The following is a 12,035-nucleotide window of genomic DNA, read 5'->3' as shown; positions in this document are numbered from 1 at the left end:
CAGCGGTGCGCAACTGCAGCTGAACAATGCCAACCAGTTCACCGGTGGCATCACCGTGCGCGGTGCGGGCACGGTGGATGTGACCGATGTGGATGCTTTGAGCGTGGTGCTGGACAACGCGGGCACAGCCAAGTTGACTGCGGCAGGCGCTTTGAGCGTGAGCGGTTCGTCAACGGGCACGTTGTCGGCCACAGCGCAGACCTTGACGGTGGGTGTGGCGTCTGCGCTGGACCTGGGCACAGTGAACGTGAGCAGCCTGAACGTGACAGCGGCAGGTGCGGTGACCGACAGCGGCGTGTTGACGGTGAGTGGCGCGAGCCAGTTCACGGCGGCAGGCCAGGCGGTCACGCTGGACAGTGCCAATGACTTCGGGGGTGTTGTTTCAGCCGATTCGGCGCAACTGGTGCTGAAAGACGCGAGTGACTTGGAGGTTCGCCTGTTGTCCTCGTTGCCAGTGCTGATGCAGTTGACGGCAGTTTCCGATGTCTCATTGAGCAGCCTGGGTGACCTTCAATGGGTGGCTGGCTCCAAATTGCAATCTGAAAATGGGCGAGTGGCCATTTTGGCGAGCGGGAATTTGCAGGTCTCGGGCGTGAATTTGATCACGCGCTCTGCGGTTCTGAATGCGGGTTTGGCCATCCAGGCACTGGCGCAAGAAAATGCACCGCCTCTGGCATTCACAGGCGATCTGCAATTGGCGGCGACCACAGGCATTGGCGGCTTTGGCTTTGAGCGTTTGCTGCTGGATGGTCAAGGTGCTGGTGCCAGCGTCAGTGCGCACAACACCTCAAGTGGTGATGTCGTCATTGCAGGTGTTCGTGGGTTGAATGTGGGGACGCGCGGCATCACCTCGGATGCCGATGGTTGGATTGCTTTGCTCAGCGGGCAGGGCTCGATTCAAGAGCAGGGTTCGGTGGTCGCGCGCAGCCAAAATGTGGTTCGGGTCACCGGTGCCAACTGGATGGCCTACAGCGATGTCAAGGCCAGCGCCTTGTTGACTGACATCTTGAAGAGCGGTGTGCTGGATTCGATGGCGTCTTCACCCTTGGCGCGTTTGAATGACATGCTGGCGAAAAAATGGTCGTCCGCCGATCAAAGTGACAATGAGCCTTCGGTCATGCGGACCGCAGCACAAACCTTGACCGCGACTTCGGGCGCGGGATCCATCGAGCGTGTGTTGGATGAGGCTCCTTGGCAATTCCGGTCTGGCATGAGCGTGAGTGTGGTGGACAGTCCAAAGACGACCGGGCAACTGTTGCAAATGGCCATGGCCATTTCTCAGCAGGGTGGCCTGACCAGCATGATGGACACGGAGAGTCTGACCCAGTGGGTCCAACGCAGCGACCGCCCTGCTCAGCCTGATGCGCCCAAGTCGTCAAGCGATGCCGCGACCCCATCGGTACCGTCTCCGGCTGGGCCTTCAGTGGGTGCAATGGGTCAGAGCGATGTGCCCAAGCCAGATGTTCGCTCAGAGGAATCCAAGCCGCAGGAACAGACCTCCCCGATTTTGGAGCGTCCTGATGCCTTGCCAATGGAGGTGACACCACAAGCGCCGGCTTCGGACGTTCGTTGGCTGTTGCCTCTTGATTCGCTGCCGTCTTCCGTGACACAGCCTGTGGCGCAACCTGTTGCTGCCGGTTTGTGGGGGGATGTGCGCGCGAGCCTGAAAGGGGCGGCATCTGCACTGGGCCTTTGGCTGGGCTTGGATTCAGCAGCCAGCCAAGCGCATTCAGCGGCAGACACCCATTCGCCATCGCCTGTTTCAAAAGGAGACGATGTGACTTGATCGGAAAACCTCCCTCGGACCCTCTGGTTTGAGGGAGGCGGTTGATGAGCTGGGGCAGACCGCCAGAGTTTTTTGGGGCTTGCTTTAACATGGGTGTTCTTTCATTGTCCTGACCTGCTCTGGCGGGGGCTTTTTTTGCCATGATCATCACCAGCCTGCTCGACACCGACCTGTACAAGTTCACCATGATGCAAGTCGTGCTGCATCAGTTTCCGGGGGCGCAGGTCGAATACAAGTTCAAGTGCCGCAACCCCAGCGTGCCCTTGGCCCCGTTTGTCAAAGAGATTCGCGAAGAAATTCGTTCCCTGTGCAGCCTGACCTTCAAGGAAGGGGAGCTGCAGTTCCTGCGCTCCATGCGCTTCATCAAGAGCGACTTTGTTGATTTTTTGGGCTTGTTCAAGCTCAACGAAAAGTACATTGAGGTCACGCCTTTGCCATCGGGTGAGATCGACATCACCATCCAGGGGCCTTGGCTGCACACGATTCTTTTTGAGATCCCGGTGCTGGCCATCGTCAACGAGGTGTTCTTTCGCAACACCCAGAAAGTGCCCGACCTGATGGAGGGCCGCCGCCGACTGGACACCAAAATCGCCCAGATGCAGGTCACAGGCCTTGAAACCCTCAAGATTGCCGACTATGGCACACGGCGGCGTTTTTCACGCGCTTGGCACGAAGAGGTGCTGCGTGTCTTGTCCGCCCGCCTGGGCACTGGCCTCATTGGCAAGTTTGCAGGCACCAGCAACGTGTACTACGCCTATTTGCTGGGCCTGACGCCCTTGGGCACCATGGCGCACGAGTACCTGCAGGCCTGCCAGGCCTTGGGCCCGCGTTTGCGCGACAGCCAGGTGTTTGCTTTTGAGTCGTGGGCCAAGGAGTACCGGGGCGACCTGGGCATTGCGCTGAGCGATGTGTACGGCTTCAATGCCTTTTTGCGCGACTTTGACCTGTATTTTTGCAAGCTGTTTGACGGTGCCCGCCACGACAGCGGCGACCCGTTCAGCTGGGGCGAGCGCATGATCGCGCACTACCAGCACAACCGGGTGGACCCCAAAAGCAAGACGCTGATTTTCAGTGATGGCCTGACGATTCCTCGCACCATTGAGCTGTACCAGCAGTTCCACGACCGCTGCCAGCTGGCCTTTGGTGTGGGCACCAACCTGACCAATGACCTGGGTTACGAGCCGCTGCAAATCGTCATCAAAATGACCCGCTGCAATGGCCAGCCTGTGGCCAAATTGTCGGATTCACCTGGCAAAGGCATGTGCGACGACGAGAAGTATTTGGCGTATTTGCGCCAGGTGTTCGAAATTGCCCCGGGTGCCTGAAAAGGCATGGTCACGCCGGTAACATACGGCACCATTTAAAAGGAGTTGTTTCATGACGCTATTGGGTATGCGATGGACCGCCTGGCTGGCTTTGCCGATGCTGATGACCCTGTCCGGTGGGGCTTGGGCCGCCGATTTTGACGGCGCTCAGCTGTCGGCGATCTGGGGCGTGCCTTTCGCGGGCCTCTTGCTGTCCATTGCTTTGATGCCTTTGTTGCTGCCGCACTTCTGGCACCACCATTACGGCAAAGTGGCCGCCGCGTGGGGCTTGGCTTTCCTGGTGCCTTTCGCTTGGGTGTTCGGTCCTGCCGCCGCTGGGGCCAACACGGTGCATGCCTTGTTTGCCGAATACATTCCCTTCATCATCTTGCTGACGGCTTTGTTCACCGTCTCGGGCGGCATTTACATTCGGGGCAATTTGCACGGCAGCCCAGGGCTGAACACTGCCATTTTGGCCATTGGTGCTGTGCTGGCCAGCTTCATGGGCACCACGGGTGCGTCCATGCTGCTGATCCGCCCCTTGATCCGCGCCAACGACAACCGCAAGCATGTGGCGCATGTGGTGGTGTTTTTCATCTTCATCGTCTCCAACGCTGGCGGCTCCTTGACGCCCCTCGGCGATCCGCCGCTGTTCTTGGGGTTTTTGAAGGGTGTGGATTTCTTCTGGACCCTCAAAGCCATCTTCCCTGAAACCTTGTTCTTGGTGGGCAGTTTGTTGGCCATCTTCTTTGTGCTGGACTCTTGGTACCACCGCCGAGAAGATCTGCTGCCGCGAGACCCGACACCGGATTCCAAAGGCATTGGTTTTGACGGTGCCATCAACTTCTGGCTGTTGGCCGCGGTGGTGGGCTTGGTGCTCATGAGCGGGCTCTGGAAATCCCCGGTGTCTTTCAACATCTATGGCACCGAAGTGGGCCTTGCTGGCGTGGTGCGCGATCTGGGTCTGGTGGCCGTGACTTTCTTGTCGCTCAAAATCACACCTGCCAAAGTCCATGCCGACAACCAGTTTGGTTGGGGGCCTATGGCCGAAGTGGCCAAGTTGTTTGCGGGTATTTTCCTGACCATCATCCCGGTGATTGCCATGCTCAAGGCGGGTGTCAACGGCCCGTTTGGTGCAGTGGTCCAAGCCGTCACCAAGCCTGATGGCAGTCCTGACGTGATGATGTATTTCTGGATCACAGGCGCTTTGAGTTCTTTCCTCGACAACGCACCTACCTATTTGGTGTTTTTCAACACCGCAGGCGGTGACCCGCAAGTCTTGATGACCACCCTGGCCCCGACTTTGGCCGCCATTTCGGCCGGTGCCGTGTTCATGGGCGCCAACAGCTACATCGGCAATGCGCCCAACTTGATGGTCAAAGCGATTGCCGAAGACCGTGGCGTGAAGATGCCCAGCTTCTTTGGCTATATGTTGTGGTCGGGCGCTGTCCTGATTCCTTTGTTCGTGATCATGAGTTTCATCTGGTTCCAATGATGTCCAAACCTTCCATTTTGGTGGCCCGCGCCATCTTCCCTGAGGTCCTGCAGTCTTTGGCGCAGGTGTTTGAAGTCGAGAGCAACCAGGCCGATGAGGTCTGGTCTGCGGCAGAACTCGCCCGCCGCATGCAAGGCAAAGTGGGGGCCCTGACCACCGGCAGCGAGCGCATCGACGCGGCGCTCTTGCAGGCCAACCCGCAGTTGCGCATCGTGGCCAACATGGCCGTGGGCTTCAACAACTTTGACGTGCCCGCCATGACCGCTGCGGGCGTGCAAGCCAGCAACACCCCCGACGTGCTGACCGAGACCACCGCCGACTTTGGTTTTGCCTTGCTCATGGCCACGGCCCGCCGCGTGACAGAGAGCGAGCATTACCTGCGCGCCGGTTTGTGGACCAAGTGGAGCTACGACATGTTCGCCGGAGCCGAAGTGCATGGCTCGACGATCGGCATCATCGGCATGGGCCGCATCGGCCAGGGCATTGCCCGCCGCGCGGCGCATGGCTTTGGCATGAACGTGATTTATCACAACCGCTCGCGCCTGAGCGCCGAGCTGGAAGCGCAGTGCAAAGCCACATATGTGGGCAAGCAAGAATTGCTGCAGACGGCTGACCATGTGGTGCTGGTGGTGCCCTACAGCGCCGAGTCGCACCACACCATTGGCGCGGCCGAGTTGGCGCTAATGAAGCCCACCGCCACCTTGGTCAATATCGCGCGCGGCGGCATTGTCGACGATGCGGCCTTGGCCCAAGCGCTGGCGGCGCGTCAAATTGCTGCAGCGGGCATTGATGTGTTTGAGGGCGAGCCCTCGGTGCACCCCGACTTGCTCAAGGTGCCCAACGTGGTGCTCACGCCCCACATCGCCAGCAGCACGGTCAAAACCCGCATGGCCATGGCGCAGTTGGCCGCTGACAACTTGGTGGCTTACCTCACCCGTGGCCAAGCTTTGACGCCGTTGAACACGGTGACTGGCCCCGCTGCATGAACGAATGGGCGTTGTGGGCACTGGCTGGGCTGAACCTGCTGGTGTTGGTGTTTTTACTGCTGCGTTCCCGGGTGTCGCCCGAGGCGCAGGCCGAGCGAATGGCACAACTTCTGGCAGAAAAAACCACCGAACAGGCTGCCACACAAGCGTCGGTCCAGACCGCGTGGCAGCAGCAACAGTTTGCTGCTGCGCAGGCGCAAGCGGAGCGCCTGGAGCGCGAGCTGCGCACCGAAATCAGCCAGTCTGGCGTGCAGGGTCGGCAAGAGGCCACGCACAAGCTCACGCTGTTCCAGCAATCGCTGTTGCAACAAAGCGCCGAGGCCACCCGCACGCAAAACCAGCAAATCGACGCCCTGGCCCAGCAACTGGCCTTGCTGCAAAAAAGCCTGACCGACAGCCTGGCCCAGCAGGTGAATGCCTTGTCTGAGGCCAACGCCCGCCGCCTGACCGAGATGCGCGGCACCATGGAAACGCAGCTGGCCCAACTGCAGCAAAGCAACGCCGCCAAGCTCGACGAAATGCGCCAGACCGTGGACGAAAAACTCCAGGCCACGCTGCAAGCCCGTTTGGGCGAGAGCTTCAAACAAGTGGCTGACCGGCTGGAGCAAGTCCACAAAGGTCTGGGCGAAATGCACACCTTGGCGCAAGGCGTGGGCGACCTCAAGCACCTGCTGACCAACGTCAAAACCCGTGGCATGTTCGGCGAGGCGCAATTGGCCTCGCTGCTCGAACAAGTGCTGACCCCAGAGCAATACGCGGTGCAGGTGGCCACTCGCCCTGGCGACAAAAACCGGGTGGACTTTGCGATTCGCTTGCCGGGTCGCTCGGACAACGGCGAGCCCGTTTGGCTGCCCATCGACGCGAAGTTTCCCAACGAAGATTACGAACGCCTTTTGGAAGCGCAAGGCCGCGCCGACCCGGTGCAAGCCGAGCTGTGTGCCAAAGCACTGGAGACGCGCATCAAGCTCGAAGCCAAGTCGATTGCCGAAAAGTATTTGGAGCCGCCGCACACCACCGATTTTGCGGTGATGTTTTTGCCCACTGAAGGCCTGTACGCCGAGGTGTTGCGCCGCCCCGGCCTGATGGAAACCCTGCAGCGCGACCACCGCGTCACGTTGGCGGGGCCGACCAATTTGATGGCCATGCTCAACGCCTTGCAAATGGGCTTTCGCACCCTGGCGCTGGAAAAGCGCTCCAGCGAAGTCTGGCAAGTGCTGGGTGCGGTCAAGACCGAGTTTGGCAAGTTTGGCGATGTGCTGTCCAAGGTGCGCAACCAGACGCAAACCGTGCTCAACACGCTGGACCAGGCCCAGACCCGCAGCAACGTCATGAGCCGCGCTTTGCGGCAGGTGGACGCCCTGCCCGAGTCGCAGGCGCAAGCCCTGTTGCCAGGCACGGATGAAGGACTGCAAGAAGGTGCGCAGTGAACCCTGATCTGGCCCGCCTGATCGCAGGCCAGATGTTCTTGCATGCCTGCATGGCCGGCGCGCGAATGGCCACGCCTTTGCTGGCTCTGCAACAAGGTTTCAGCGCTGTAGCGGTCGGGGCCTTGTTGGCTTTGTTTGCCTTGGCCCCGATGTTTTTGGCCTTGCCTGCTGGGCGCTACAGCGACCGCAAGGGCTTGCAAAAAATCATGCGCATCAGCGTGGCGTTGGCCGCATCGGGTGTGTTGCTGTCGGCGGGTTGGCCGGTTTTTCCGGTCATGTGTGTCAGTGCCTTGGCCGCAGGCGGCGCCACCGGCATGGCCGTGATCGCTTTGCAGCGGCATGTGGGCCGCATGGCCAAAGACTCGGCCGAGCTCAAAGTGGCCTTCAGTTGGTTGTCTTTGGGCCCGGCGGTGTCGAACTTTGTGGGCCCGGTGTTGGCGGGCTTGTTGATCGATTTTTCAGGGCCCGAAGCTGGGCATGTGTCCGGCTACCAGTGGGCCTTTTTGTTGATGGCGGTTTTTCCGCTGGTGACTTGGTTTTGCGTGCGCAGGGTGCCCGAACTGGCCTTGTCGCCGGATCTGCCCAACACCCAAGCCAGGCGCGCCTTGGATTTGCTGGCCGAACCCATGATGCGGCGATTGTTGGCCGTCAACTGGGTGCTGTCTTCGTGCTGGGATGTGCACACCTTTGTGGTGCCGGTACTGGGCCATGAGCGCGGCTACAGCGCCTCGGTGGTGGGGTCTATTTTGGGCGCTTTTGCCTTGGCGGCGGCTTTTATCCGTGTGTGTTTGCCCTTCATTGCGCGGCACGTCAAAGAGCACCAAGTCATCAGTGGGGCGATGGTGTGCACGGCTTTGTTGTTTGCGATCTACCCGCTCATGCCCAGTGCTGGGGCCATGGGGGTTTGCTCGGTGTTGCTGGGCCTGGTGCTGGGCACGGTGCAGCCCATGATCATGAGCACCTTGCACCAAATCACCCCGCCGCACCGGCAAGGCGAGGCACTGGGCCTGCGCCTGATGAGCATCAACGCGTCGAGTGTGCTCATGCCCATGCTGTTTGGCACGCTGGGTGCCGTGGTGGGCGTGGCCCCCCTGTTTTGGGTGGTGGGCGCAGCGGTGGGCTCAGGGGCCCGGGGTGCTTGGCGTTTGAGGCCTGGTCCTGCTCACAAAGCTCAAGACACTTTGAGCTGATAAAAATCGCAGATCACTTGCCAAGCCGCCTCGGGGGTGTCGACGTAATGGAACAGCTTCAGGTCTTCTGCTGAAATGGTGCCTTCTTGAACCAGCACATCCATGTTGATCAGGCCTTTCCAGAACGTGGTGCCAAACAGCAAGATCGGCACCGGACGGGCTTTGCGCGTTTGCACCAGTGTCATCACCTCGAACAACTCGTCGAGCGTGCCAAAGCCACCCGGAAACGCGACCAAGGCCTTGGCCCGCATCATGAAGTGCATTTTGCGCAGCGCGAAGTAATGGAACTTGAAGCTCAGCTCGGGCGTGACATAAGGGTTGGGGTGTTGCTCGTGGGGCAGGGCGATGTTGAGTGCCACCGAGGGCGCTCCGGCCTCTTGTGCGCCCCGGTTGGCCGCCTCCATGATGCCGGGGCCGCCGCCGGTGCAGATGAACAGCTTCTCGTCGTTGGGCAGGCAAGAACAGGCCCGGGACACCCTTTGCGCAAAGACCCGGGCGTTTTCGTAATGCTCGGCGTTGCGCACTAGGGCTTGCGCTTGGGCGACGTCTTGGGCCTGGCCGCTTTGCTGCGCGATTTGCAGTTGGGCTTGGGCGGCTGCCCGGTCTAGAAAGCGGGCGCTGCCAAACACCACCACCGTGTGCTCGATGCCCGCTTCGGCCTGGGCCAGGTCGGGTTTGAGCATTTCGAGCTGAAAGCGGATGCCCCGGGTTTCGCGGCGCAGCAAAAACTCGGGGTCGGCAAAGGCCAGGCGGTGTGCCTCGGGCTCCAGCCAGTCGCTGCTTTTGGACTCGGTCTGCAAGTCGGCCCAAGCGTGGGGCAGGGAGTGGTCTTTGATGTCGTGAGTGGTTTTCATGGATTTGATTGTGCATCGGCCGCAAGACACACCAACGCCCATGAAAAAAACCCCTTGCGGGGCTTGATGGGGGGCTGGATCGGAAGATCAGACGCGCTTGCGGTACTCGCCCGTGCGGGTGTCGATTTCGATCTTGTCGCCTTGGGCCACAAACAAGGGCACGGGCACTTCGAGGCCGGTGGCGATCTTGGCGGGCTTGAGCACTTTGCCTGAGGTATCGCCTTTGACGGCGGGCTCGGTCCAGGTGATCTCGCGCACCACGCTGGTGGGCAATTCGACCGAGATGGCTTTCTCGTTGTAGAACACCACTTCAAGTTCCATGCCGTCTTCGAGGTAGTTCAGGGCGTCGCCCATGTTGGTGGCCTCGACTTCGTACTGGTTGAAATCGGTGTCCATGCACACGTACATCGGGTCAGCGAAGTAAGAGTAGGTGCAGTCTTTTTTGTCCAGAATGACCTGGTCCATCTTGTCGTCAGCGCGGAACACCACTTCGGTGCCGAAGTTGGCGATCAGGCTTTTGAGCTTCATGCGCACGGTGGACGAGCCGCGGCCACCACGTTGGTATTCGGTGCGCAGAACGACCATGGGGTCTTTGCCGTGCATGATGACGTTGCCGACGCGGATTTCTTGAGCGGTTTTCATAGGAATTGGGTCTGAAATGAGAAGGGGTGGCAAAAAAGCCAAGCCCACCATTCTAACCTGCGAGGACTTGGTTTGGGTCTGAAAGCAAGCGCAGCGGTCAATCCCGAGTCGTCAGGCCATGGGCCAAAGCGCCCAGCACAATGCCGCCCAATGCCCACAAAATGTCCATATTGCCCGTGCCCAAGGCCGCAATCGCGGGGCCAGGGCAAACGCCCGACAAGCCCCAGCCGATCCCAAAAATGGCCGAGCCAATGACCGTCTGGCGGTTCCAGCTGGCAGGCTGGGTGAGGAACTGACCGCCCAAAAGAGGGCGACTGAACCAGCGCGGAAAGCCCTTGTAAGCCAGCATGGCCAAGCCCGCCGCGCCGCCCATGACCAGCATCAGGCCCCAGTCCTGGAACTGCAAAAAACCGATGACGACTTCGGGCTGCACCATGGTGGCCAGCGACAAGCCAAAGCCAAACAATGCGCCCGCCAGCAAGGTGACCAGCGCTTTGGGGAAAGTGAGGGTGTGCGGGTTCATGCCAGACCTTTCGTCGCGATGGCCATCAGGTTGGCGGTCAAAAAGGCGGTGGCCATGAACGTGAGCACCGCGAAAAGCGACGGCAGTTGCAGCGAGCCCAGCCCGCAAATGCCGTGCCCCGAGGTGCAACCGTTGCCCAAACGCGCCCCATAGCCCACCAAAAAGCCGCCCACCAGCAGTTGCCACGCAGGCACGCTGGTGTGCTGCGCCTCACCACCCGCCAGCGCAAAGCGCCAGACCAGCGCCCCCAGCACCACGCCCAGCGCGTAGACCAACCGCCAGTTGCGGGTGCTGACAAAGCGGGCTTGCTGAAAAAACGCCCGTTTGGACACAAAAGACCAACTGCTGGAAAACACGGAACTCATGCCGCCAACCCAGCCGTTGAACAAGTAAAGCATCGCCACGCCAGTGCCAATGGTCAGGCCGCCCAGCAGGTAGTGCTGCCAGCCTAGTGGGAAGAGGGTTTCAATCAGAGTCATGGGCTGAGATTATCAGGGACGCGGTTCAGGTCAATCTTGCGGACATCCAGCAGAACACTCTGTGTTTCAAGGGCGACCTCAATTTTTTTGTCTTGGCAGGGAGTGACTTTCTGAAATGTAGTCAATAAAATTATATTTTTGCATCGCGCCGACTGACGACGCTCAGCGGATGGCCAACAAGGAGTGTCGGGTTTCATGGTGAATTTATACCTGTACAAAAATTCAGACATCAGGGTGTCTATCAGTCGCGGATGCGAGGGTAGTTGTGCAGCTGTGGTCTTGTTCGAAGAAGTGCGAGTGTTCCACCGACCTCACCCCTCTCCGAATACGGACAAGGGCGCGGTGGCGAGCGTGCGCAAGTGGTTGGAACAACACGGAGTGGAACCATGAATGTCATGACGGTAGAGGGGTATCACGCGAGGATCGAATACGACGAAGAGCTTGATCTCTTTCGAGGTGAAATTCTGGGCCTGAATGGCGGCGCTGATTTTTACGGCAAGAACCCGAAGGAACTTCGGACCGAATTCAAGAAGTCGCTCCAAGTCTTCCTCGACGTGTGTAAAGAGAAGGGCCTTGAACCACGGCGCAATTTCTCCGGCAAGTTCAACCTGCGTATCTCGCCCGAGTTGCACGAACGATTGGCAATCGAAGCACAGGCTCAAGGCAAGAGCATCAACACGCTTGCTCAAGAAGCGTTGCAAGAACGAGTGGCCTCTTGAGACAGACGGCTACCCTTCCTTGAAGCGGACAGTCACCGGGCTGCGCACGCCGCCTGCCGCCAAAGTCAAACGGTAGGCACATTGACCAAAAATTTCTACTATGCAAATTTCCAACATCCCCTTCGGTACTACCGATTGGTCATCAATCGAACCTACCGAACATCAAGGCGAATGTGGTTTGGCTTATTGGCGTACCCAGCACTTTGGAAGTATCCGGGTTCGCTTCGTCGAGTACACGCCCGGCTATCTCGCAGATCATTGGTGTGTCAAAGGCCACATACTTTTGTGCACTGAGGGTGAACTCCTCACCGAGCTGGCAGATGGTCGAAAATTTACCCTATCGGCTGGCATGAGTTATCAAGTCGCCGACAACGCCGAGCCTCACAGGTCGTCTACTGTGGTTGGTGCGAAGCTCTTCGTCGTAGATTAAAAACCGTGCCTGTCGCAACCACCCCATACAGCCGTCGCCCACACAAGAAGATCTGCTTGTCTTCTACCTCCCCAAGGCTGAAGAATGGGAGCAAAGATGCCCCGTATGCTCGCGGCCGGATTCCGGGAGGTTCAGTCCTTCAATCCATACTGGGCCCAAAGAGGGCGTACCTTTGAAGATCGCGATGGCTACAGGCTTGT

At 59.5% G+C, this 12,035-nt stretch carries 13 protein-coding genes; 8 read left to right on the top strand and 5 right to left on the bottom strand.

Annotated features, from left to right (window positions below; genetic code table 11):
- The 6 genes from Q0O99_RS15680 to Q0O99_RS15655 all read left to right on the top strand — a co-directional run.
- Positions 1 to 1,786: hypothetical protein (locus tag Q0O99_RS15680; protein WP_293752910.1), on the top strand; the 1,786-nt coding region annotated here is incomplete at its 5' end.
- 140 nt (positions 1,787 to 1,926) lie between these two features.
- Entirely contained in the window at positions 1,927 to 3,111 is a 1,185-nt protein-coding gene (gene pncB, locus Q0O99_RS15675) for a nicotinate phosphoribosyltransferase (RefSeq protein ID WP_293752909.1), read from the top strand.
- Positions 3,112 to 3,178: 67 nt separating this feature from the next.
- Positions 3,179 to 4,585, top strand: coding sequence for a sodium:proton antiporter (locus Q0O99_RS15670; protein ID WP_293752911.1), 1,407 nt, complete (start codon positions 3,179 to 3,181; stop codon positions 4,583 to 4,585).
- Entirely contained in the window at positions 4,585 to 5,571 is a 987-nt protein-coding gene (locus tag Q0O99_RS15665; RefSeq protein WP_293752908.1) for a D-glycerate dehydrogenase, read from the top strand. The genes Q0O99_RS15670 and Q0O99_RS15665 overlap by 1 nt, the downstream gene beginning before the upstream one ends.
- Positions 5,568 to 6,998: a DNA recombination protein RmuC gene (locus Q0O99_RS15660; protein ID WP_293752907.1), complete on the top strand. Its 1,431-nt coding sequence runs from the start codon at positions 5,568 to 5,570 to the stop codon at positions 6,996 to 6,998. Before Q0O99_RS15665 ends, Q0O99_RS15660 begins: the two co-directional genes overlap by 4 nt.
- A complete protein-coding gene (locus Q0O99_RS15655; RefSeq protein WP_293752906.1) occupies positions 6,995 to 8,188 on the top strand; it encodes an MFS transporter in 1,194 nt (397 codons plus the stop codon). The genes Q0O99_RS15660 and Q0O99_RS15655 overlap by 4 nt, the downstream gene beginning before the upstream one ends.
- Here the strand turns inward: Q0O99_RS15655 and Q0O99_RS15650 are convergent.
- The 5 genes from Q0O99_RS15650 to Q0O99_RS15630 form a co-directional block, all read right to left on the bottom strand.
- Positions 8,170 to 9,042: a TIGR00730 family Rossman fold protein gene (locus Q0O99_RS15650; RefSeq protein ID WP_293752905.1), complete on the bottom strand. Its 873-nt coding sequence runs from the start codon at positions 9,040 to 9,042 to the stop codon at positions 8,170 to 8,172. The two genes, Q0O99_RS15655 and Q0O99_RS15650, sit on opposite strands and share 19 nt — an antisense overlap.
- Before the next feature lie 87 nt (positions 9,043 to 9,129).
- The gene (efp, locus tag Q0O99_RS15645) at positions 9,130 to 9,684 is read right to left on the bottom strand and encodes an elongation factor P (protein WP_108352155.1); all 555 of its coding nucleotides are present in this window, start codon (positions 9,682 to 9,684) and stop codon (positions 9,130 to 9,132) included.
- A gap of 97 nt (positions 9,685 to 9,781) precedes the next feature.
- Complete coding sequence (locus Q0O99_RS15640) at positions 9,782 to 10,207, bottom strand: DUF6691 family protein (protein WP_293752904.1); 426 nt, start codon at positions 10,205 to 10,207, stop codon at positions 9,782 to 9,784.
- Positions 10,204 to 10,686, bottom strand: a complete 483-nt coding sequence (locus Q0O99_RS15635; RefSeq protein WP_293752903.1) for a YeeE/YedE thiosulfate transporter family protein — start codon at positions 10,684 to 10,686, stop codon at positions 10,204 to 10,206. Before Q0O99_RS15635 ends, Q0O99_RS15640 begins: the two co-directional genes overlap by 4 nt.
- Entirely contained in the window at positions 10,683 to 10,883 is a 201-nt protein-coding gene (locus tag Q0O99_RS15630; RefSeq protein WP_293752902.1) for a hypothetical protein, read from the bottom strand. The genes Q0O99_RS15635 and Q0O99_RS15630 overlap by 4 nt, the downstream gene beginning before the upstream one ends.
- 189 nt (positions 10,884 to 11,072) lie before the next feature.
- On the opposite strand from Q0O99_RS15630, the gene Q0O99_RS15625 reads away from it, so the two are divergent.
- Together Q0O99_RS15625 and Q0O99_RS15620 are read left to right on the top strand one after the other, a co-directional pair.
- A complete protein-coding gene (locus Q0O99_RS15625) occupies positions 11,073 to 11,405 on the top strand; it encodes a type II toxin-antitoxin system HicB family antitoxin (protein ID WP_293752901.1) in 333 nt (110 codons plus the stop codon).
- Between the two features lie 100 nt (positions 11,406 to 11,505).
- On the top strand, positions 11,506 to 11,835 hold the full coding sequence (locus tag Q0O99_RS15620; protein ID WP_293752900.1) for a DHCW motif cupin fold protein: 330 nt from the start codon (positions 11,506 to 11,508) through the stop codon (positions 11,833 to 11,835).
- Positions 11,836 to 12,035 lie beyond the last annotated feature (200 nt).

Origin of the sequence: Limnohabitans sp. Rim8 (assembly GCF_945901735.1) — a bacterium.
Lineage (GTDB): Bacteria > Pseudomonadota > Gammaproteobacteria > Burkholderiales > Burkholderiaceae_C > Limnohabitans_A.
This window is presented reverse-complemented; position numbering and strand designations above follow the sequence as displayed.